Raw genomic sequence first — 23126 nt, 5'->3', positions numbered from 1 at the left:
AAGAAAGAGGAAAGAGGAAAGAAGAAAGAGGAAAGAAGAAAGAGTATAGCGTTAAAATAAAAATAAAAGAAAAATATGAATCATCGTTTAAAGAATACTGTTTTTACTGTACTTGTTTGTTTTACAATGATAAACGTAAATGCGCAATCAAAGAAACCAGAAAAAGATTCTCCAGAAAAAGTGCGTGAGTTTTTTGTGAATTCTTTGATCAAAATTGGAGATCCTGTACTAACTGCTTTAAGCAATAATCAGCTAAAAGTATTGATGCCAGTTGAAAGATCGCCAGGCGCTTGGGACGACCGAAAACATGTAACTTATTTAGAAGCTTTTGGCAGAACACTTTCAGGTATGGCGCCTTGGTTGGAATTGGGGCCGGATAATACACCCGAAGGAAAACTTAGAGCAAAATATATTGCTTTGGCACAGAAATCAATTCACAACGCAACTGATCCAAATGCTGCCGATTTCATGAATTTTGTGAAAGACAAACAGCCTTTGGTTGATGCCGCATTTTTTGCTCAAGCTTTGCTTCGTGCTCCAAAACAGCTTTGGGAACCGCTTGATGCTGCAACCAAAGAAAATGTAATCAAAGCTTTAAAATCAACTAGGGTAATTGAGCCTTATAAAAGCAATTGGCTTCTTTTTGCTGGAATGGTCGAAGCGGCAATCATCAAATTTGATAAAGATGAAGATGCAAATCGATTAAATTATGCTTTATCGGAACATAAAAAGTGGTATTTGGGAGACGGGACTTATGGCGACGGACCAGATTTTCATTGGGATTATTACAACAGTTTTGTGATTCACCCGATGCAATTGGATATTTTGGATTTGCTGAAAGAAAAAAACAACGATTACAAAAAAGATTTTGAAACAGAATTAAACAGAGCTAGACGTTATGCCGCAATTCAAGAAAGAATGATTTCTCCTGATGGAACTTACCCGCCAATTGGACGATCATTAGCGTATCGTTTTGGAGCATTTCAATTACTGTCACAAATTGCACTTTGGAAAGAACTGCCCAAAGAAGTCGCTCCGGCCCAAGTTCGCTCGGCACTTTATTTTATGATTAATAATCAGATAAATGCCAAAGATACTTTTGATAAAAACGGTTGGCTTCAAATTGGATTATATGGTCATCAGACTAATATTGGAGAAGGCTATATTTCAACAGGAAGTTTGTATTTGTGTTCAGAAGCCTTTTTGGTTTTAGGTTTGCCAGCTACAGATCCTTTTTGGGCAGACGCTTATCAGCCTTGGACACAAAAGAAAATATGGTCGGGTCAGGAAATTCCAATTGATCACGCCTCAAAATAATTAAACGCTTAATATTATTGTAATTATGTATTTTAAAAAATCAATTTTTATTGCCTTGGCAGCAGTTTCATTTGTTGCAGTAAGTTGTAAAAGTACAGCTGGAAAACAAGAATCGGCTATTAAACAATCGAAAAAGGAAGTTATAGCTATTATTGATCAAGTAAATAATCGCTGGCAAAATACGCATCCGGAACCTGGAAATTCTTTTTGGCACGTATCGGCTTATCATACTGGAAATATGGAAGCGTATAAAGTAACTAAAAATAAAAAATATCGTGACTATTCAATGGCTTGGGCAGAAAAAAACCAATGGATGGGCGCAAAATCAAACGATAAATCAGAATGGAAATACAACTATGGAGAAACTGACAAACATGTATTGTTTGGCGATTGGCAGATTTGCTTTCAGACGTATATTGATTTATACAATTTGACAGGAAAAAAAGATCCTAAAAAAATTGCTCGTGCCCGCGAAGTAATGGAATATGAAATGAGTACTCCGGCAAATGATTATTGGTGGTGGGTTGACGGACTATATATGGTAATGCCTGTTATGACCAAGTTGTACAAAGTTACGGGCAATGAAATGTATTTAGAAAAACTACATTCTTATTTGCAATATGCTGACAGCATTATGTATGATTCTGAGGCTAAATTATATTTCCGCGATGCCAAATATGTTTATCCAAAACATAAAAGTGCAAACGGAAAAAAAGATTTTTGGGCTAGGGGTGACGGTTGGATTTTTGCAGGTTATGCTAAAATTATTCAGGATTTGCCAAAATCGGCTAAACATAGAGCGGAATATATTCAACGTTTTAGAGATATGGCGCAAGCACTATCTGTGGAACAACAGAAAGAAGGTTATTGGACAAGAAGTATTTTAGACCCAGAACATGCACCAGGACCAGAAACGAGCGGAACGGCTTTTTTTACTTATGGTTTTTTGTGGGGAATCAACAATGGAATTTTAGATAAAAAGACGTATTTGCCAGTGGTTGAAAAATCATGGAATTATTTGACCACATTTGCGCTTCAACCCGATGGAATTCTGGGTTATGTACAGCCTATTGGCGAAAAAGCAATTCCAGGGCAAGTTGTAGATAAGAACTCTACAGCTGATTTTGGAGTAGGGGCTTTTTTATTAGCGGCGTCTGAAATGTATCGTTTTGTGAAATAACATTTATAAAAAAATCAAATTAAATCGGCTTGATTTCTGAATTGAAATTGAGCCGATTTTCTTTTCTCCAATTTGATTTTCAAAAAATGAAATCTTTTAAACTTTATATAAAATACTAAACATCTTTTAAATATTCTCTTTGTTAAAAACAGAATATATATTTATTGATTTTTGATTTCTGATGGACTTTTTTTTAGAAATATATTAAAAACCTAGTGTTTTTGCGGTCTTGTACTATTTTGACCCTTTTTTATTATTAGAAATCCCCCCCTCACAACAACACTGTTCTACTAGATTTGTAGCTCAAATTGAATGTCGAAATACGAATAAAGGATTTTATAAAATCTTTCCCCAAAAGAATTATAGATGATTTTTCTCTCTCGGCTGAGATTTAAACCAAACTAATTATTTAACCAAAATTACAACCAAGAAAAATGAAAAACTTTATTAGGAAGATGAAGACTCCTGATTATGTATCTGGATTTGATTTTAAAAAGAAACTTGCGCTGTTTTGTGTAATGGCTTCTTTATCTCAAATTCCGGTATATGCAGGCGAGCCTTCTGGCACAAATGCGCTGGAAAAAAGTCAACAACAAGATGGAATAAACGGACAGGTTAAGGACCAAAACGGAGTGCCGTTGCCGGGTGCTACGGTTTCGATTAAAGGAACACAAATTAGCACTATTACCGATTTTGACGGAAAGTTTAGTTTAAAAGGAGACCAGAATGCAATATTGGTGGTTTCATATATGGGATTTATAACTCAAGAAATCCAAGTTAAAGGAAAGTCTTCAGTTACGGTTCAGTTAAAAGAAAATGCATCTTCATTAAATGAAGTTGTAGTAGTGGGATATGGTAAAATGAAAAAAAGCGATTTGACAGGAGCAATTGTTCAGGTTAAACCGGATGCATTAGCCAATCAAAATCCACAAACAGTTCAGGATTTATTAAGAGGAGTTCCAGGTCTTAAGGTTGGATACTCAGCAGATGCAAAAGGTGGGGGATCATTACAGATTCGTGGGCAAACTTCTGTTTACAACCCTGATGGCGCTAATCATAATTCTCCATTGATTATTTTAGACGGAATGCAATTCTATGGTGAGCTTTCAGAAATAAATCCAGATGATGTTGGTCAGATCGATGTTTTAAAAGATGCATCTGCGACAGCAGTTTATGGATCTAAAGCCGCAGCCGGAGTTATTGTGATTTCTACTAAAAAAGGAAAAACAGGCAAGCCTATCATTAATCTTACAACAAATACTACGATTGTAAATAAAAGTGCTTATCGTAATGTGTATTCTCCAGAAGGATATATTAAATATCGTGAAGACTGGGAAACAGCTAAAACGTATGGTACCAATGCAGCAACTGGAAACTATGAGGCATGGGTGACCGGAACAGCTGCGAATAAACCGGGATATTATAGCAATCCAACGCAATTAAGCCAGTATGGAATTACTCAGGCGCAATGGCTAGCCTATCAGCCAGCTGCGCAAATACAAGGAAAAAGTCTGACTGAAGTTTGGGGATTGCGTTTAGGAATTACCGATGCTACAATTTTGAAGAATTTTGTAGACGGAAAAACGCATGATTGGAACAACAGTACTTTCAGAACAGGAATCAACTATGACAATAATTTAAGTGTTTCTGGAGCAAGTGATAAAGTAAATTATTATATGTCTTTGGGATATTTAGATTCAGAAGGTGCTATCCAAGGGAATGATTATGCTGCAGTTCGTGCGAATATGAAAGTAGATGCAAAAATTACAGATTGGCTGGAATTTGGAGCAAACGTTAATTTTCAGGATCGTACAGATGGAGATATCGCTGTTGGTGTAGGAACCAATTACTGGGATGCGAATATGTTAAGAAACAGCCCGTATTCTAACTTTAAGGAAGCAAATGGTGATTATGCAAGACAGCCAATGGGACCAACTATTGGAGGCTATAACTATTATTATGACCGCCAATATATGGATCTTGAAAAAGGATATACAGTATTAAATACCATTTTCAATACAAAGGTAACTTTGCCTTATGGCATTACATATTCATTTAATGCTGCTCCTCGTTATCAATTTTTCTACAATCGTTATTTTCAATCAGCAGGTCATAAAGGCTGGAATCCAGCTACTATTGGGGTAGATAGAGAAAATGGGAAGAACTTTACTTGGAACTTGAATAATACTATCACATGGGATTATACATTTGCTGAAAAACACCACATCATTGCCACTTTTGTTCAGGAAGCTGAGGATTTGAAAACGTGGTCAGATCGTGTTGATGCCAATAATATTCAGCCTTCAGATGCATTAGGTTTTCATAATATTGCCAATGCAACGCTTGCAAACAGTACGTTTACATCATACGACTCACATCAAACGGCTGATGGTTTAATGGCGAGAGTTTTCTATTCGTTTGATAATCGTTATATGTTAACCGCAACGGTTCGTCGTGATGGATATTCCGCTTTTGGAGCTTTGTATCCTTATGCAACTTTCCCTTCTGCAGCTCTGGGATGGAATTTCAAAAATGAAAAATGGATGAATTGGGAGCCATTAAGCAGTGGAAAATTACGTTTGTCTTGGGGTAAAAATGGAAATAGATCGCTTGCAGATCCTTACTTGGCTTTAGCGAACTTAAGTTCAGGTACAGGTGCAACAATGGGGTACATTGACGGATCAGGAAACATTGTTGATATGAAATATTTAGGATTAGATCGTATGGCAAATCCTAATTTGCAATGGGAAAAAACAACTGCTACGAATATTGGTCTTGACTTTGGTTTCTTAAATGACAGAATCACCGGTTCGATTGATGTTTACAAATCAGTTACCAATGATATGATCATGAGCCAGCGTTTACCTGATTTTACTGGGTTTGCTACAATTGCAACGAATCTTGGAGAGGTTGAAAACAAAGGTATTGAGATTGCTCTTAATACGACAAATATTAAAAATCCAAATTTTGAATGGACTACGATGTTTGCTTTCTCATACAACAAGAATACCATTAATGCATTGTACGGCAATATGGAAGATATTAAAGATGCCAACGGAAATGTGATTGGAAGAAAAGAAGCAGATGATAAATCAAACAATTGGTTTATTGGCCGACCAATTTCTCAAATCTGGGATTATAAGGTAATCGGAATTTGGCAAAAAGATGAGGCTGTAGAAGCTGCAAAATACGGACAACGTCCAGGAGATCCAAAAATCGAAAACAGCTACACTGCTGATGATGTAAATGGAAAACCAACTTATAATGAAAAAGACAAACAGTTTATAGGTCAGACAACGCCACCAATCAACTGGTCGCTTCGCAACGAATTCAGAATTTACAAAAATTGGAATTTGGCAATCAACATGTACTCTTATATGGGGCATAAATCACTTGATAGCCGTTATATGAATAATTATAATGATGGAAGTTTATATACAAACAATTACAATCCGTTTGTAAATCCATATTGGACATTGGATAATCCAACTAACGATTGGGCACGTCTAGATGCAAGAGGACCTGCAGGTGCAGGAGTTGCTAGATTATACGATCGCAGTTTTATTCGTTTAGACAATATTTCATTGGCTTACTCACTTCCTAAAGATCTTATTGATCGTTTGCATGTGAGAAATTTCAAAATTTATGCTTCCGTTCAGAATGCTGCAACATGGGCTGCTTCTGGTGAATGGAAATATTATGGTGATCCGGAAACAGGAGGTCTTGCTACAAGAATGTTTAATTTAGGATTCAACGTTTCACTTTAAAAAAATATTCAACAATGATACGATATATAAAAAATAAAATTTCAATACTTGCGCCTTTAGTAGTGGCTTCCACTCTTTTGGTTTCTTGTTCAGAAGATTTTCTGGAGCCAGACCCGCTTTCGTTTTACGAGCCGGAAACTACATTCAGCACTGAATCTGGACTACAGGCAGTTTTGGCTAGTGCCGACAAACAATTGCGTAACAATTATATTCATTACAATAATGCTGGTAACAGTGTGCCTATCGGCACAGAATATGTTTTTTCTGATATGGCAAAATATGGAAAAACAGATAATAGCAGTACTATTGCTGATTTTGCCAATACTATGGTGCCTACAATGAGTTATAAAACAGCAACAAATGATGATTTTTATTTCGGATTTTATTGGGGTGAAGCTTATTCAGGTATCAAACATGCTAATACGGTATTGACTTATATTGACAAGGTAGAAAGTTTGAGTGAAGAGGTTAAACGTAAATATATGGGTCAGGCTTATTTTCACAGAGCTTACCGTTACCTTAATCTGGTATATCAGTTTGGTGATATTCCGTTGATTACAAAAATATTGGAAGTTCCAAAACAGAGTTACTATTCTACTAAAAAAGAAGCGATTATCGAAATGATCACAGCTGACATGGAAAAAGCAGTAGAATGGGTGCCAGAACAATCAAAATTGCCTTATCTAGGAGTAGTAAACAAAGGGGCATGCCGTCAATTATTGATTAAATGTTATTTGGCTTCTGGAAGATTTAAAGATGCAGAGAATCAGGCAGATATATTGATTAATCAATCGGGTTATTCTTTAATGCAGAATACTTTTGGAACTTTTGATCCAGGAGGAAATCCAACAACATGGACAATCAGCAGAAACGTAATTTGGGATTTGCACCGACCTGAAAATAAAATAATCGCTGGAAACAGAGAAGCCATTATGGTGATGCCGAATGGAGGCGTACAATCATTTTTGCCATTTGCTTCAATGCGTATTTTTGGTCCAAACTGGAACTCAGGTACTGTTACTACGCCTGATGGTAAACAAGCTGCAGGTCGTTTTGCCTCAAATAATGCAAATTACCAAGCTAAATATGATTATGCAAGAGCTTTAGGACGCGGAATTGCAACAATTAGTGCTTCTTATTACTCACAACATCCTATGTGGGTTGTTAATGGCGTTGAAGACAAGCAAGATCTTAGACATAACAGTACTGTTGGTAACTGGGTAAATATGGAAGATCTAAAATACAGTGATAAAACTTCTGCTTTCTATCAACAAAATTTTAGATTGAGAAACGGAACCACTTTGTTGTCAAAAGATACACTTCGCGAATGGTTTGATTTTCCGTTGTATAAAATCTATTTGCATGATGTTGTAAATGAAACGAATCCAAATGCAACTGATTTTCAAGGTGCAAGTACAGGAAGTAAGGCACACTGGTACTTATATCGTTTAGCTGAAACCTATTTATTAAGAGCCGAAGCACGTTTTTATCAAGGGAATGTTGGTGGAGCAGCTCAGGATGTAAATGTTGTAAGAGCCAGAGCAGGTGCATCACAAATGTATGGCCAAGTAACAATTGGAGATATTTGTGCAGAAAGAGGAAGAGAACTTTATTTAGAAGAATGGAGAAATGTCGAGCTAAAACGCATCTCGCACTGTCTCGCACTAAGTGGAAGACCTGATGAGTGGGGGCAGACCTATAATAAAGCTAATTGGGACAAGCAATCAGGAACTGATGCCGCCGGAGGCAGCTACTGGTACCAACGTATTGTACATTATACGCTATACAACAAATACCCAAGTGGAATTGTAGTTCCAAATGGTACCAAGTTTTACACGATGGACAAACGTAATAATTATTGGCCAATTCCGAATAGCGCTATAACGGCAAACATTAAAGGTAAATTAAGTCAAAACTTTGGTTATGATGGTTATGATCCTAACATTAAGGTCTGGGATAAATGGCAAGATGCTGTCGCAGATGAAAGCCAACTATAATCTAAAGTTTTTAACCTACTACGTTTAGGTATCATGTTTTGGAAATAAATACTATCTCTGCTGTGAAAACAGCAGGGATGTTATTTATAACATTTATTGAAACAACAATAATCAGCAAATTTGCTTTTGCTTTTTCTACAGCTGATTATTTTCATTATTACAAAATTTAATATCAATTTTCATGGTAGTATTTCAGGATTTGAAATAGCGCCTAGGATTTTATTGAAATCAAATAAGTAAAAATAGAATTATGCTTTTTCGCTTTGTAAATAGCAATTAGCACTAAAAATATATAAAAATGAAATTTTACCTTTTAAGGTTTTTAATTGTAACAACTTTATTAATAGTGGTTTATGGGTTTGTCTCTAATGCCGAAAAGGTTTTGAAGGATAGAGGATACAAATTAGTCTGGAATGATGAATTTTCAAAAGATGGAACTCCAGATGAGAAAAATTGGAGTTATGAAACTGGTTTTGTTCGAAACCAAGAAAATCAATGGTATCAAAAAGAAAATGCATTCTGCAAAGATGGTTTCTTGATTATTGAAGCCAAAAAAGAAAATAAAAACAATCCGAATTTTATTTCTAAAAATCATCACGACTGGAGAAAACAAAGAGATTCTATAAAAGTGTCTTCTTCATGTTTAATCACACAAGGAAAGCATTCTTGGCAATATGGCCGATTCGAAATGCGGGCTAAAATTCCTGTTGGAAACGGAATGTGGCCGGCCTTTTGGACCTTGGGCATAGAAGGAAACTGGCCTGCAAATGGAGAGATTGATATTATGGAATACTATACGGGAAAAATTTTGGCAAACGCGGCTTGGAGATCAGGAAAGGAAGTCGCTTGGGATAGTGCAACAAAAAAGTTGAACGATTTTAAAGATGCAGATTGGGCGAACAAATTTCACATTTGGAGAATGGATTGGGATGCTGATTCAATTAAATTGTTTGTCGATAATATATTGCTGAATGAAATTAGTGTGAAAGATGCCAATCAAAATCCAAATCAAAAAATACTTCCATTTCAGCAACCACATTATTTGTTAGTGAATCTTGCCGTGGGAGGAATAAATGGTGGCGAATTTACAGAAAAAAATCTTCCGTCAAAATACATAATAGATTACATCAGAGTTTATCAAAAAAACAATTAAAATGAGATTAAAATATTCGATAATTATATGCTTTATATGCACCATAATATACAGTCAAAACAAAAATTTTGAACCCGGAAAGCAATGGAAAGATACTGATGGCGTTCATATTAATGCTCACGGTGGTGGGATTCTTTTTGTCGATGGAGTCTACTATTGGTATGGAGAACATAAGACAGAAGGCAAGTCAGGAAATACATCTTTAGTTGGTTTTAGTTGCTATTCTTCTAAAGATTTGTACAATTGGAAAAACGAAGGAATTGTTTTAAAAGCGGAGGAAAATCCAAATTCGGAAATAACTAAAGGATGCATTATGGAACGTCCAAAAGTAATTTTCAATAAAAAAATGAGCAAATATATCCTTTGGTTTCATTTGGAATTAAAGGATCAAGGTTATAATGCAGCAAAAGCAGCGGTAGCAATTAGTGATTCTCCAAAAGGCCCTTTCAAATTTTACAAATCCTATCGTCCTAATAAAGGAGTATGGCCAATCGGATTTAAAAATGAAAATAAAATTGCTTCAGCAGATGAAAGTAAATTGAAATCTTGGACTCCAGAATGGCTGACCGCTGTAGATAATGGAATGCTCGTTCGCCGTGATTTTGAAAAAGGGCAAATGTCAAGAGACATGACAGTTTATGTAGATGATAATAATAAAGCCTATTTGATTCATTCTTCAGAAGATAATTTGACGCTTCATATTTCAGAATTAACAGACGATTATTTGGATTTTACAGAAAAATGGACACGAATGGCGCCTGCCGGACATAATGAAGCGCCAGCAGTTTTCAAAAAAAATGGAATTTATTATATGATAACTTCAGGATGTACAGGTTGGGATCCAAATGAAGCGCGTTCGTTTTCAGCGAACTCTGTTTTAGGACCATGGAAATCACTTGGAAACCCATGTGTGGGTGAAGATGCAGCATTGACATTCCATTCGCAAAGCACTTACATTTTTCCAATCCAAGGAAAAAAAGAGCAATTTATTTTTATGGCTGATCGCTGGAAACCTGAAAATCCTATTGATGGAAGTTATATTTGGTTGCCAATAAAATTTGCAAATGAAAAACCGATTTTAAAGTGGGCAGAAAAATGGAATTTAAATGCTTTTGCAGAAAAACTATAAAAATAAAATACTTGTCAGTATCTTTAAATTATTGAATTTCCAAACTAAATACTTCATTCCCAAAAATATGAAAATGAAAACACAGCAAAATTATTTTAAACAGAAGTCACTTTCTGTTTTTTTCATAGTTATATCTTTTATATTTTTTTCAGCAGTAAATGCGCAAAAAAAGAGAGCTATAAAAGAAGCTATCCCTTTAGACTCAATTAGATTAAGCGATCCAGCCATTTTAGCAGACAAGAAAACAAATATGTATTATATGACTGGTACAGGTGGTTTGCTCTGGAAGAGCAAAGATTTGAAATTATGGAACGGCCCGTATGATATTGCAGAAACAAACCCAAATTCTTGGATGGGACCAAATCCAATGATTTGGGCAGCAGAATTTCATCTCTATAAAAATAAATATTACTATTTCGCCACTTTTACAAATAGAGGCAAAATAATAGATAAAGTTGATGGTATTGATATTGAACGCCGAGCAAGTCATATTTTGGTTAGCGATAATGCTCAAGGGCCATATGTGCCAATGAAAGACGAGGTATATTTACCAGAAAACAAGCCAACACTAGATGGCACATTTTGGGTTGACAAGGATGGAAAACCTTATATGATTTATTGTTACGAATGGTTGCAAAATGGTAACGGTACTATCGAAAAAATTGAGCTTAAACCAGATTTAAGCGGCTCGATAGGAGAAGCGAAATTACTTTTTAAAGCGAGCGACTCACCGTGGAGCAGGGAAAAGGATAAAAATGGAAATGATAAACCAAACAAAGTGACAGATGGTCCATATTTGTTTAAGACAGGCTCTGGACGTTTAGGAATGATTTGGACGAGCTGGATTTATGATGTTTATACCCAAGGAGTAGCCTATTCTAAAAGTGGCACTTTAGACGGACCATGGATTCAGGAAAAAAATCCTATTACACCACCAAATTTTGGTCACGGGATGTTGTTTAAAACATTTGATGGCAAATGGTTGATGTCGGTACACAGCCACAAAAAAGTAGAAGGAAAAACGATTCGAATTCCGAAATTTTTTGAAGTTGATTTGTCTGGTGATAAATTAGTGGTCGTAAAACCTTATTTGCCATAAAATAATTTGTTGAGTTTAAATAAAAATACAATTCAGATTCAAGCGATCGCAAAAAAATAAAAAAGATGAATAAAATCAGAGCATTTTTCTTCTTAGTGAGTATCTATAGTGTCTCTATATTTTCACAGGAAAATAAAAGCAACACTAATATATGGCAACTAAAAAATCCAAATCACAAAATCAGTCCATATACAGGAATGACAAAACAGCATTGGAAAGATGCTGCACTTTATTTGTTAGAGGGTGCTTTTAGCTACGTTCATACTTTGGATGATTATATGAAATTTCCAAAACAAAAAGGAAAAAGTTATCCGGCAAATGAAAGCCAAGTTCCTACTGAAAAATTGGAGGGTCTTTGCAGAACTTTGTTTATTGCTTCACCTTTATTAAAGGAAAATCCGTCTTTAGTAATAAACAACATTAAAGTTGCAGATTATTATAGATATCAAATAGGAAAACTAACTGATCCCCAAAGCTCTTCATATATTGAACCTCGAGCTAAAAATGGCGGGCCAAGTCAAAAATTAGTTGAATTTGGCGCTTTGGCACTTTCACTTATGACCAATCCAGATGTTTTATGGAAACCGCTCCCTCAAACTCAAAAGGATGATTTGGCAAAAATAATGTTAAGTTATGGTGACGGCCCAACAGTAGACTCCAACTGGAAATTCTTCAATATTTTTGTATTGAGTTTCTTTAAAGACCAAGGTTATAGTGTAAATGAAAAATTACTTGTAGAATATATCGAAAAATCTCTGAAACATTATCGCGGAAATGGCTGGTACAATGACAGTCCTGCTTATGACTATTACAGTATGTGGGCTTTCCAGATGTACGGTACGATTTGGTCCGAGTTTTTTGGAAAAAAATATTATCCCGAATATGCTGCCAAGTTTGCATCCAATTTTAATGATTTAAAAGATAATTATCCAGATTTGTTTAGTAAAAATGGAGAGATGATTATGTGGGGAAGAAGTATCAGTTATCGTACTGGTGCTGTTGTTCCTTTTCCTCTAATGGGCTTCTATAACGATCAAAATACAAATTATGGATGGATGCGCCGAATTTCATCAGGTGTTATTAAGCAGTTTTTGACGCATCCTGATTTTATGAAAGATAATGTGCCGACACTTGGTTTTTATGGCGAATTTGAGCCGGCTGTTCAAAATTACAGCTGTAGAGGAAGTGTTTATTGGATGGGAAAAGTCTTTTTAGGTTTATTGGTTCCAGACAATAATCCTTTTTGGACAAGCAAAGAGAATAATGGAGATTGGGAAACCAAATTCAAAAAAGACGAAGTTTACAATAAATATCAAGGCGATTCGCAAATCTTGATTACAGATTATCCTAATATTGGCGCTTCTGAAGTACGAGCTTGGTGTCATGAAAAAGTGAGCAGCGATTGGCAAAAATTCAGATCAACAGAAAACTACAACAGATTATCTTACAGTAGTGCTTTTCCTTGGCAAGCCGATGGTGATAATGGAGAAGTAGCAATGAACTATCTTATAAAAAATAAAAAAAATCAGTGGGAAGCTTTTAGATTATTTACTTTTAAAAAGTTTGAAAATGGTGTTTATTATCGAAATGTAGTTTTAGAAACTGATGAAAATATTGCTTTTAATTTAGCAGATATTCCCTTGCCAAACGGAATTTTGAGAGTCGACAAAAACAACAGCGACAAGCGAATTTCAATGCGTTTAGGACATTATGCGCTTCCAAAATTAGACAAAGAAATTATTACAACTAAAAAGACGGTTGAAGGTAAAGAAGTTACAATTATTGATAACGGAAAATATCAATTGGCAATGGTGCCACTTTTAGGATGGAGTGCCTCTGAAATCGTGAATGCAAAAGGATTGCATCCAGAAAGCAATGAAAGTACGGTAATCAATGTCACAGCAAATTCTGACTCCAATAAATCGACTGTATATGCAACTTTGATGCTCTGGAAAAAATCAGGTGAAAAGTGGAATAATAAAGAACTTGTTCCAATAAAAGTTTTGGAACAGGGAAATGGAACAATTATAGTAGATTTTAAAAACGGAAAAAAGACGATTATAGATTACAACAAAAATTAATCGCTAATTTTCTAAATCTAATTCTAACAAATGAAACGCTCAGCTACGGCCGATCTTCCATTGCATTATGGACAAGTTCGATTGTGGTTTTCTGAGCGAATAATCAATTGGAATTATTTTAGACTTCAAGGGTTTTATGCCAAAGAAAAAATGATTTAGTTGAGCGGTTCTGTACTTTCCATTCTTAAGCAATGTTCTGTTCCAAGATAAAGCGGATCTCCATGTTTTTCGGACCAAAAACCTTCCAAAACATCTTTTGTAATACATCGGTAAACAGCGACACCTTTATAGGTTTTGCGGTCATCGTCTTTGTAATTAAAATTGATAACCAAAATATTATCCTTAAAGAAGCCTGTTCCTTTTTGTTTGTGATTGTTGATAAGCCAATTGGCTATAATTCGGTTATTGGTATCTAATGATAAAGTCAAAATACCTTTATAACTAATTTCATTATTTGCTTCTTGATTACTGCCCGAAACAGCATATTTGCCTATTAAATCTTGTACTGTCATTTATAATAGTCTTGCATTTGTTAACACTTTTTTTAACGCGAATTCCGGCAGAATGCATTGTAGTGTTTCGGGCAAATATAAAAGATATCACGATATTAATAGTTGTTTATTGAATTCAAAAAAAACTATTTTATAACGCTTCATACCAATTTAAAATATAATCAGCTACAGTTTCCCAGCCGGGTTCTCCACAAATAAAATGACTTTTGCCCTCAAATATTTTAAGATCAACACGGCCAGTGCTGTTTCTATACTTGCGTGCGATAGTTTCGGTAAGATTAGGAGGGAAAATATTATCGCTTCCGCCACCAATAAAAAGAATGGGTTCATGCGCTTTTTTGAAATCAATATTCGAAAAAGAATTCAATACTAATTCACGACTTACCTTGTAACTTTCTGGTACGGCAAATTTTTCAAAAGCATTTCGTTTTTCAGAATCGGTAATCGTATTAAAAAAAGCGTAATCGTACCATTCACGGCTTCCCATGAAATATTTTTTTGAAGAAAAAAATCCGAAAGCAGGCAATACCGTTTTTAAAGTTTGAAAAGGCGGAAAAACATTTTTTGGCGGTGCGCCGTCAATGGTCACACCAGCTATAGCTTTTCCTAATTCTATTAATTTTAGTACCGCCATACCTGCCATCGAATGACCTATAACTAAAGGTTTTTCGGGTAATGTATTGATTAGTGTGCTGATATTATTTACAATATCTATAAAGCCTGTTTCTATTAGGGAGGGATGAACTTTAGCTCTCAGGTCAGATGGAGCTCCGTCGTGTCCAGGATTTGCAGGCGTATAAACCTTATATCCTTTTTGTTCGTAGTACTTTTTCCATTCCGTCCATGTGTTGTCGTTTACAAAATTTCCGTGAATAAGTACAATTGTTTTTGATTTTGACATGATTATTTATTTGATTAATGTTAGAATTTCTTTGAATACTTCTTTTCTGGAATCTTTAATAAGTTCATAAAGACACATTTCAATATTTGTTAATCTGGCGCCTTTATTTTGTAATTTATTTAATGCAACATCAATACTTTCTTTTGAGCGAGAAGAGACACAATCAGTTACGATTTCAATTTCAAAATTGTTTAATAATAGTCCCATGGCAGTTTGATAAACGCATATATGAGCTTCAATACCACAGATTAACCATTGTTTTTTGCCCGAATCAATAATTGCATTTTTAAAAGTTTCATTATCAAAAGCATTGAAAGAGTATTTTTCTATTGGTTTTTGACCAATCAATAATTTTTCTATTTTAGCTATTGTAGAACCAAGTCCTTTCGGATTTTGTTCTGCCCAGATAATCGGAATTGACAATATTTGGCAACCTCGAATAAGTTTTTCCAGATTTAATGTTAGTTTTTCACTTTCATGAACAATTCGAGCAAGTTTGCCTTGAACATCAATTACTATTAACCCAGTGGTTTCTTGAACAAGCATAATTATTTGATTTAATGAATGTTAAATTTACAAATTTTGCATGCAAGATCTTTTATAACAGCTTTTTATGTTTTTGATCTTTAGTAAATGAATTTTTATTTTACAGAATAAGGTAATGAAAGATTGCCGCTAGCAACGGTATAAACTTTATAAACCCCAAGCATAGGTTTTGTTCCTTCAGAATCGTGAGAGCCACCTGCTCCTGTACTCACTTCCATGTAACAACTTACAGCATCAAATTTGAAATCGGTTTTGTTGTTGATTCTAAAATCGGGTACAATTACTTTTATAGAATTTCCTTTCGAAACAATATTAAATCCTGGACTATCCATATACATTGCCATTCCTGGATTTGTTGGAGGCAAAACCACATTTGGATCTCCTTTTGTAAATTCTTTAACCGAAAGCCCGCCGGCAACGCGTTTGTCTTCAACTAATAAAACCCAATGCGCATGCCAAACGATACCGTCATTAAGATAATTTCCATCAAAATTTTCATCCCATAGTGGCGTATCTTCAAAATCTGGGTGAGAAGTTAGCGCAAGCGCCACAATTCCTTCGACTTGACCAAAACCAATATCAGAAGATTTTAAAGTAGTTGGGAAAACATATGCCAAAACTGGAGCACCATTTAATTGTCCAACTGCTTTAGGTGTCGTATTTCCTGCAGTTCCTTCGACTTTAATATCCCAAACCGTAATCCCTAAATCTGCTTTATGAGCTATGGTAGCCGATTTTATTTTGAAATCGGCATTATTGTATGTGCTGCATTTGTCACAGGCTTTTACAGCACTATAATTTAAAAACAGAACGATTAATAGTAATATTGATTTTTTCATTATAAATGGTTTTAAGAGTTAACTCTCTTCATAAACCAATTTACATGCCATGTCAATAAAGTGTCTGTTGATAAAGGTTTAGCGTTTTTTTCGGGTTTAAAAGCGCTATATTTCGCTAAACAGATTTTGATTAGTGAGATTTCGTCAAATCAATTATCGTCTTTTTTCATTTATTGAAAATTCTTTTGAAAACTCAATTTTAATAATGGTTCCATTTTTATTTTCGATAGAATAATCGGCATCCAAGTCATCACTTAAGCCTTTTATTAAACTTAATCCAAATGAATTTATTTTCTTGGCGCTGATAGTGGTGTCAAAACCAACTCCATTATCAGAAATAGTCAATAAATATTTATTTTGAGAAGTAGCTTCAAGCGTGACATAAATCATTCCCGTTCGATCTTCTGGAAAAGCATATTTGATTGAATTGGTGATGGATTCATTCAGAATTAGTCCAAGCGGTACCGCCTGCGCAACATCTAATTCGAGCGGATCAATTTTTAATTCAAAACGAATTCTTTGCCCAAGTGAGAAAGATTCTCTTAAATATTCAATCAATTCCTTGATGTAATTGGGCATGTTAATTGTCGAAATATTTTCAGAATTATAGAGCTTCTGATGAATTAATGACATTGAATGGATGCGATGCTGACTGTTTTTAATCGCAGATAATGCCATATCATTCTCCAAATACGCCGATTGTGAATTTAAAAGACTTATTACAGTTTGAAGATTGTTTTTAACGCGATGATGGATCTCTTTTAAAAGCCATTCTTTTTCATCAAGCAAATGTTTTAAATTGATGTTTTTTTGATTGATTTCCTTTTCTTTTGCCTCTAATTCTGCATTATTTCGTTGCTTCAATCGGTAGCGGTTGTATAATAATGCGATTATTAAAACCAATAAAATCAAGCTCCAAATAGATAAAGTGTTTAACAGTTTTGATTTTTTCAATGCGTTTTCCTGCAGATCAGTTTCTTTATTTAATAGTTTAATTTTTTGTTCCTTGTTTACAGTTTCATACTGAATTCTAAGTTCTTCTATTTGTTTGTTTTTAGCATAATCCAAAAGAGAATCGCTTAATTTTTTGTACAATTTATGATGCGCCAAGGCTGATTTAAAATCACCATTTAGCGAATCTATTTTGTATAAAGACATCTGTAATGCTTCTGAATTATAGGTTTTGTTGTATTTCTTTGAAGCCACTACAATTTTGTCAATATAAAGTTTTGTTTTCTTCAGATTGTTTCGATTCGCATAAAACAGAGCTATAGACGAATAACTGTTGCAAACATCGCGATAAGTTAGAGGCGAATCTAAAGCGTCAGCAGCTTCGCCTGTTTTTATGAAATATTTTTCGGCTGTAGCATAATTTTTAATTCGAGCGTAGCAATTTGCATACGCAAAATTCATTAGCATATTATCAAAACTATTTGGTGGCGGATAATTACTCGTTATAGAATTCATGTATTCAATCGCCTCCTTATTTTTTCCTTTCATCGACAAAGATGCCGTTGCAGTTATAAAGCTTTTGTACCAGCTTCCACTATTAAAACTCTTTTGTCCATATTTAATACTTTTTTCAGCCGTTCTTAGGGCATCATCATAATGGCCCATTTGCAAATACACTAAGCCCAATCGCATATAAAAAATATCGGCAAACGTATAATCATTTGTCGTTTCCATGCTTTCGACACTTTTAAGAGCATAATATAAGGCACTTTTTAAATTATATTGAACAGCTTCTATATATGCAATTGTGGTTTCGGAATATTGCTGTTGCTTAAAACCAATTTTGCGCATGGTCGCAATGTTTTGATAAAGTATTTTTTTTGCATCATTAATTTTTCCGTGCCAAAAATAAATAGTGCAAATTCTCATTTTCACTTCAATTCTTTTCGCATTATTGCCTAGGGCTAGGTATAAGGCTTCAGCTTCTTTTAGAATTTTTTCTTTTTCTGGATCCAGGTCATATTGATAGGTAGCTTGCTCGTTTAAAGCATCTGCTAACAGGGCTTTATTGTTTTGTTTTCTGAGTTCATTCACAACTTTCAAAAAGCATTTTTTGCTTTCTGGATAATTGTTAATTTGGAAATAGAATTTTCCAAGAAGTAATAAACTCTGGTGCTGCCACTTTTGTATTTTTAATTGATTACTGATTTTTATAGCTTCATTTATGTAAAGATTTGCATTTGAAATATCATCAGGTTTTGAAAAAGGTTTAAATAAATAAAAGCTTCCTAACTGCAACGCTAGTTTTATTTTGTTGACCTCTTTAGATTTTGCAAAAAGTTGTTTGGCAGCAGTAATGTCTCCTCTTGTAATTGCTTCATTTCCAATTAAAAAAGTACCATCATTGAAACCTTCGTCGTAAGCTAGTGAAACAGGAAGTTTGTAAGCTTTGCAGGCTAAGACTACAGCGCTGTCGGCATCGATTTGACCTTGATTAGAGTTGTATAAATAACTGGAACAAGTATAAATTAATAAACGTTTCTTTTTCAAATCATAATGAACTGTAGCCGGATGATTTTGTGCTAATGAATTAATTGTAATAAAGAATAGCAAACAAAATGGATATAGTCGCTTCATGGTTTATCAAAATTAAAATTTTAGTAAGTTTTGGATTAACAAATATAATTAGCATGAACTTTCTATTGTTGAAAAATTATATGAAAATTAGTATTAAATATGATTTTTATTTATCTATTTTTGGCAAATGGTTATTTTAACTATAATTATTAACTATTTTTGTATCAATTAATTAAGTGTAAAATTTACTCACTTATGAAAAAGTCTGCCGATAACGGATATGAAGCTGTTTCTTCAGTTTTAAAAAAACGAATTTTAATTGTAGAAGATCAATTTATTGAAGCACACGATTTGCAATTAATCCTTGAAAAAGCAAATTATGAAGTTACCGGAATTGTACGATCTGTCGAACAGGCTTTAGAACAAATTCAGATTAACAAACCCGATTTGGTTTTTTTAGATATTATGTTGAAAGGTAATCGAAACGGAATAGAACTAGCTCATTATCTGAAAGAAAAACATATCGGCTTTATATTTATTTCGGCGAATTCGAGTAAAAGTATTTTAGATCAGGCAAAAACGACTCATCCTTACGGATTTATCGTAAAACCGTTTCGAGATCAGGATGTTTTAACAACTTTGGAAATTGCATTTTATCGTCAGCAATACAGCTTAGAATCCCAGTTGATGCAGCAATTTCAACTTCAAAAAGGAATTACAGAAATCATAAATTCAAACCTTAAAAGAGAAGACGCGTTGCTAGCTTTTGGTAAAATAATCCAAACTTATATTGCATTTGATTACTTAGAGGCAGGTTTTGTCACTTCAACACACTACGATAATCTAGGAATTATTCGGAAAAACATCGATCTGTATCAAATTATTAAACCCGAAAAGCTCTCGCAGATTGCGACAGTCTCTGAAAAAGAAATAAATGATACTTATAGAAAATCAAAAATTGACAAGAAACCAATTATTTATAGTGAAGAAGCATTAATCAATAATTTTCAAGATGCGCCAATAAAGGCGCTTATTTCACATAATTTCGGAATTAAATCGTATTTGGTTTTTCCTATTTCGATTGCAACGATTCAAAATTATCATTTTACTTTCTACAGCCGAAATCTGAATATTTATTCGCAAGAAAACTTAAAACTGCTTAATTCGCTTGAACATACTTTTTCTCAGTTTATCAACAAAATTTATTCAAAAAATGATTTTAGCTTGTCCACTGAAAAAGCAGAAATCAAAAACATAAAATCTGAAAATGTTGCAGGAGGATTTGAAGGAATCATTGGGAATAGTTCCCAAATGATTTCAGTTTTTAATTATATACGGAAAGTAGCGCCGTCAGATACTTCCGTTTTGGTTTTAGGTGAAAGTGGGACAGGAAAAGAAAAAATCGCGCAAAGTATACATGCTTTATCACCAAGAAAAGAAAAACCTTTAGTTATCATTAATTGTGGTGCTATTCCTGAAAATCTTGCAGAATCTTTGCTTTTTGGTCATGAAAAAGGAGCTTTTACCGGCGCTATGGACAAAAGAATCGGCAAATTTGAATTGGCAGATGGAGGTACCGTTTTTTTAGATGAAATAGGAGAGATGTCTTTAGAACTTCAAGTGAAACTATTGCGTGTTCTTCAAGAAAGAGAGATCGAGCGAGTTGGAGGTGCATCTCCTCTAAAAATAGATGTTAGAATTATTGCTGCGACTAATAAAAATTTAGAAGAAGAAGTTGCTGCAGGAAGATTTAGAATGGACTTATATTATCGTTTGCACGTTTTTCCGATTATTGTTCCGTCATTAAAAAAACGAAAAGAGGATATTCCAGATTTAGCAAATCACTTTATAAAAATATATAGCGAAAAGATGGGGAGAAAAGCGCCAATTCTTGCTGATTTTGCTTTGCAGCAAATCATGAATTATAATTGGCCGGGAAATATCAGAGAACTTGAGCATGTAATACAACGTGCCATTTTGTTGACAGACGGAAATTCAATAAAAGAAATTGAGCTTTCAACATCGTCTAAAATGCATCCAGAGCAACCGGCTGAAACTTTTTCGATCAAAACAATTTTAGAAAACGAAAGAGATTATATTCTTTATATCCTAAAAAAATGTAATGGAAAGATATCTGGCGCAGGAGGAGCCGCTGAAATTCTGGATATTCATCCTTCAACTTTGAATTCTAAAATAAAAAAACTTGAAATAAAAAGAGAAATTAGTTAAGAGATTCCTTTTCCAGCCAGTTCGCAATATATTCTGCTATATTCTTCCAGTTTTCTTGGCCAATTGCAAAATGATTTTTGTCTTCAAATCTTTTGTAAGAAGTTACGGAATGAAGATTTTTATAGTTTTTAAAATTTGAATACTGCATTGAAACTGTAGAAAAATTATCTGCAGAACCAGATAAAAATAAAAGGGGATTGTGGCTTTTTTTGAAATCAATTTTTGCGCCATTAAAAAAAATATCGCGCAATACCTTTTTAGACTCGGGAATTATAAATTTTTCGTAGCTGTTTTTTTGTTCTTCAAATGACATTTTGTTAGTAAATAAGTGCTGCCACTTTTTGAAAGGCATTAAATAAGTCTTTTCTATTGGCGAAAAAAAACTTAGCGGTTTCCAAATTGTTTTATAGAATGAAAAACTAAAAATGCTTATATTCTTCGGTGGAAGTGAATTTATGCAAATGCCTGCAGAGCCTATTTCTTTCTGAATTAATAATTGTACCAACAGTCCCCCGTAGGAGTGGCCTATCAAAATTGGTTTTTCTGGAAGTTTTCCAATGATTTCGGTATAATAATCCATTAAACTATTTAATGACACCAACGCAATTTTTGAGTTGGGATGCTCGCTTCTTAAATTTTCGGACGTTTCGTTTTTGTTAACCCACGGTGGCGCTACTACTTTGTATCCTTTGTTTTCAAAATAAATAATCCATTCTTCCCAAGAGGAATGGCTTACAAATGCTCCTGTAATAAATACAATGGTTTTTTTGTGAGATAAATACATAAATACATTGGTTTAAGATTATCCAGAAAAGCACTTTTATTTTGTTTAATCTTTAGATATTTTAAAACAAAAGAAATGCCTTTTATGTAAAATATTGATTATGAGTTAGTTTTGTGTATTAAGTAACTTTTGATTCATTATATATCGTTAAAAAGATGTTCTAATTATTGAAATATCATAATGAGTAAACAGTAATAGATTATTCTTTACTATAATATACAGTTTGTTTTTTGTTTACTTATAAAGGAGTGTCATATTATGTATAAAAGTATAGACTGATTTTAAGTTTAGCAGAGTGGAAGTGCCATTCTGCTGAAATTTTATATATACATATTATATATTAAAGAGTAAACATTAAGCTTTAAGAGAGGACAAAGCAATCTGGATTTTGGAATCTGGGATTCGGACTTTCGGAAATTGGGATTATAGTAAAGAGCAATTTCGCTCAATTCGCTTCAGGCAGATAGCGAACTGAGGAAGCAATCTTTTGCTTTTTAAGAAAACAGCAAAAGAATTTCGGTTGCTGTCGGGGCTAAGGGAGCGTTTTTGAGGACTAGCCTCTGGGCAGAGACTGACCCAAAGCCTTAAAAAATGAAGGAAGAATGTCTGTAAAAGCTGAAAACTCCGCAAAAGCATCAAGGCTCAAGTCGGTAAAACTGAAAAAAAAACGATGGAAAGAGGAAAAATCTTATATGTGTCAAAGAAAAATAAAAATGCAAATATTGCGTTGTCAGCGAGTTAAGAAAAAGATTGGAAAAAGATTAAAAAAAACTCCATAAAAAAGCTTGCGCAACTGGAATTGTTGTGTACTTTTGCACCCGCAACAGCGAAGGCGTTCACTGAAATACTGGCAGGCAACAAGGACTGAAAGGGAAGAAATTCTCGAAAAAAAAGTTTGAAAAAAGCTTGCGAGATTCGAAAGAAGCTTTTACATTTGCACCCCGCAAAACACGGAAAAGTTCATTGAGAGATTGGAAGGAAAGTTTGGAAAATGAGGCGAAAAAAAAGTTTCAAAAAATTTCAAGTTTTTCTTGCGAGAAACAAAAAGAAGTTTTAGTTTTGC

At 34.1% G+C, this 23126-nt stretch carries 17 protein-coding genes; 11 read left to right on the top strand and 6 right to left on the bottom strand.

What is annotated here, in order from left to right:
* The first annotated feature begins 75 nt into the window (after positions 1 to 75).
* The 9 genes from H600_RS0116805 (at position 76) to H600_RS23240 (ending at position 13882) form a co-directional block, all read left to right on the top strand.
* Complete coding sequence (locus H600_RS0116805) at positions 76 to 1317, top strand: DUF2264 domain-containing protein (protein ID WP_026729876.1); 1242 nt, start codon at positions 76 to 78, stop codon at positions 1315 to 1317.
* A 25-nt stretch (positions 1318 to 1342) separates the two neighbouring features.
* Complete coding sequence (locus tag H600_RS0116800) at positions 1343 to 2497, top strand: glycoside hydrolase family 88/105 protein (RefSeq protein WP_051234457.1); 1155 nt, start codon at positions 1343 to 1345, stop codon at positions 2495 to 2497.
* A 434-nt stretch (positions 2498 to 2931) separates the two neighbouring features.
* Entirely contained in the window at positions 2932 to 6264 is a 3333-nt protein-coding gene (locus H600_RS0116795) for a SusC/RagA family TonB-linked outer membrane protein (protein ID WP_026729874.1), read from the top strand.
* A 14-nt stretch (positions 6265 to 6278) separates the two neighbouring features.
* Positions 6279 to 8261 (top strand): RagB/SusD family nutrient uptake outer membrane protein, encoded by a 1983-nt coding sequence (locus tag H600_RS0116790; RefSeq protein WP_026729873.1) that lies wholly within the window; start codon positions 6279 to 6281, stop codon positions 8259 to 8261.
* A gap of 298 nt (positions 8262 to 8559) precedes the next feature.
* The gene (locus H600_RS0116780) at positions 8560 to 9414 is read left to right on the top strand and encodes a glycoside hydrolase family 16 protein (RefSeq protein ID WP_035108727.1); all 855 of its coding nucleotides are present in this window, start codon (positions 8560 to 8562) and stop codon (positions 9412 to 9414) included.
* 1 nt (position 9415) lies between these two features.
* Entirely contained in the window at positions 9416 to 10543 is a 1128-nt protein-coding gene (locus H600_RS22230; protein ID WP_051234456.1) for a glycoside hydrolase family 43 protein, read from the top strand.
* Positions 10544 to 10616: 73 nt separating this feature from the next.
* A complete protein-coding gene (locus H600_RS0116770) occupies positions 10617 to 11642 on the top strand; it encodes a glycoside hydrolase family 43 protein (protein ID WP_035108760.1) in 1026 nt (341 codons plus the stop codon).
* 65 nt (positions 11643 to 11707) lie between these two features.
* Positions 11708 to 13723 (top strand): DUF2264 domain-containing protein, encoded by a 2016-nt coding sequence (locus tag H600_RS0116765; protein ID WP_026729870.1) that lies wholly within the window; start codon positions 11708 to 11710, stop codon positions 13721 to 13723.
* Between the two features lie 30 nt (positions 13724 to 13753).
* The gene (locus H600_RS23240; RefSeq protein WP_280648329.1) at positions 13754 to 13882 is read left to right on the top strand and encodes a hypothetical protein; all 129 of its coding nucleotides are present in this window, start codon (positions 13754 to 13756) and stop codon (positions 13880 to 13882) included.
* Here H600_RS23240 and H600_RS0116755 read toward each other — a convergent pair.
* From H600_RS0116755 to H600_RS0116735, 5 genes are all read right to left on the bottom strand, one after another.
* Positions 13879 to 14235, bottom strand: coding sequence for a hypothetical protein (locus H600_RS0116755; protein WP_026729869.1), 357 nt, complete (start codon positions 14233 to 14235; stop codon positions 13879 to 13881). The genes H600_RS23240 and H600_RS0116755 overlap by 4 nt on opposite strands.
* Positions 14236 to 14365: 130 nt before the next feature.
* Positions 14366 to 15136, bottom strand: coding sequence for an alpha/beta hydrolase (locus tag H600_RS0116750; protein WP_026729868.1), 771 nt, complete (start codon positions 15134 to 15136; stop codon positions 14366 to 14368).
* 6 nt (positions 15137 to 15142) lie between these two features.
* Positions 15143 to 15682 carry a hydrolase gene (locus tag H600_RS0116745; RefSeq protein ID WP_026729867.1) on the bottom strand — a complete coding sequence of 180 codons (540 nt, stop codon included), beginning with the start codon at positions 15680 to 15682 and terminating at the stop codon, positions 15143 to 15145.
* A 95-nt stretch (positions 15683 to 15777) separates the two neighbouring features.
* Complete coding sequence (locus H600_RS0116740) at positions 15778 to 16521, bottom strand: hypothetical protein (protein WP_026729866.1); 744 nt, start codon at positions 16519 to 16521, stop codon at positions 15778 to 15780.
* A gap of 153 nt (positions 16522 to 16674) precedes the next feature.
* The gene (locus tag H600_RS0116735) at positions 16675 to 19110 is read right to left on the bottom strand and encodes a sensor histidine kinase (protein ID WP_026729865.1); all 2436 of its coding nucleotides are present in this window, start codon (positions 19108 to 19110) and stop codon (positions 16675 to 16677) included.
* 195 nt (positions 19111 to 19305) lie between these two features.
* Here H600_RS0116735 and H600_RS0116730 point away from each other — a divergent pair, with 195 nt between their 5' ends.
* Positions 19306 to 21279, top strand: a complete 1974-nt coding sequence (locus tag H600_RS0116730; protein ID WP_051234455.1) for a sigma 54-interacting response regulator — start codon at positions 19306 to 19308, stop codon at positions 21277 to 21279.
* On the opposite strand, the gene H600_RS0116725 is transcribed toward H600_RS0116730, so the two are convergent.
* A complete protein-coding gene (locus tag H600_RS0116725; protein ID WP_026729863.1) occupies positions 21272 to 22063 on the bottom strand; it encodes an alpha/beta hydrolase in 792 nt (263 codons plus the stop codon). The genes H600_RS0116730 and H600_RS0116725 overlap by 8 nt on opposite strands.
* 602 nt (positions 22064 to 22665) lie before the next feature.
* Between H600_RS0116725 and H600_RS22965 the strand changes: the two genes are divergently transcribed.
* A complete protein-coding gene (locus H600_RS22965; protein WP_157509945.1) occupies positions 22666 to 22842 on the top strand; it encodes a hypothetical protein in 177 nt (58 codons plus the stop codon).
* Positions 22843 to 23126 lie beyond the last annotated feature (284 nt).

Source organism: Flavobacterium denitrificans DSM 15936 (assembly GCF_000425445.1).
In the GTDB taxonomy this organism is placed as follows: domain Bacteria; phylum Bacteroidota; class Bacteroidia; order Flavobacteriales; family Flavobacteriaceae; genus Flavobacterium; species Flavobacterium denitrificans.
Note: the sequence above shows the minus strand (reverse complement) of the source record. Positions and strands in the feature narration are given on the sequence as shown.

Excerpts from the sequence above, each read along its gene's own strand:
- H600_RS23240 (WP_280648329.1), top strand. The coding sequence starts at position 13,754 with ATGAAACGCTCAGCTACGGCCGATCTTCCATTGCATTATGGACAAGTT.
- H600_RS0116800 (WP_051234457.1), top strand. The coding sequence starts at position 1,343 with ATGTATTTTAAAAAATCAATTTTTATTGCCTTGGCAGCAGTTTCATTT.
- H600_RS0116780 (WP_035108727.1), top strand. The coding sequence starts at position 8,560 with ATGAAATTTTACCTTTTAAGGTTTTTAATTGTAACAACTTTATTAATA.
- H600_RS0116730 (WP_051234455.1), top strand. The coding sequence starts at position 19,306 with ATGAAAAAGTCTGCCGATAACGGATATGAAGCTGTTTCTTCAGTTTTA.
- H600_RS0116790 (WP_026729873.1), top strand. The coding sequence starts at position 6,279 with ATGATACGATATATAAAAAATAAAATTTCAATACTTGCGCCTTTAGTA.
- H600_RS0116765 (WP_026729870.1), top strand. The coding sequence starts at position 11,708 with ATGAATAAAATCAGAGCATTTTTCTTCTTAGTGAGTATCTATAGTGTC.
- H600_RS0116725 (WP_026729863.1), bottom strand. The coding sequence starts at position 22,063 with ATGTATTTATCTCACAAAAAAACCATTGTATTTATTACAGGAGCATTT.
- H600_RS0116735 (WP_026729865.1), bottom strand. The coding sequence starts at position 19,110 with ATGAAGCGACTATATCCATTTTGTTTGCTATTCTTTATTACAATTAAT.
- H600_RS0116795 (WP_026729874.1), top strand. The coding sequence starts at position 2,932 with ATGAAAAACTTTATTAGGAAGATGAAGACTCCTGATTATGTATCTGGA.
- H600_RS0116745 (WP_026729867.1), bottom strand. The coding sequence starts at position 15,682 with ATGCTTGTTCAAGAAACCACTGGGTTAATAGTAATTGATGTTCAAGGC.
- H600_RS22230 (WP_051234456.1), top strand. The coding sequence starts at position 9,416 with ATGAGATTAAAATATTCGATAATTATATGCTTTATATGCACCATAATA.
- H600_RS0116770 (WP_035108760.1), top strand. The coding sequence starts at position 10,617 with ATGAAAACACAGCAAAATTATTTTAAACAGAAGTCACTTTCTGTTTTT.
- H600_RS0116750 (WP_026729868.1), bottom strand. The coding sequence starts at position 15,136 with ATGTCAAAATCAAAAACAATTGTACTTATTCACGGAAATTTTGTAAAC.
- H600_RS0116805 (WP_026729876.1), top strand. The coding sequence starts at position 76 with ATGAATCATCGTTTAAAGAATACTGTTTTTACTGTACTTGTTTGTTTT.
- H600_RS22965 (WP_157509945.1), top strand. The coding sequence starts at position 22,666 with ATGTCTGTAAAAGCTGAAAACTCCGCAAAAGCATCAAGGCTCAAGTCG.
- H600_RS0116740 (WP_026729866.1), bottom strand. The coding sequence starts at position 16,521 with ATGAAAAAATCAATATTACTATTAATCGTTCTGTTTTTAAATTATAGT.
- H600_RS0116755 (WP_026729869.1), bottom strand. The coding sequence starts at position 14,235 with ATGACAGTACAAGATTTAATAGGCAAATATGCTGTTTCGGGCAGTAAT.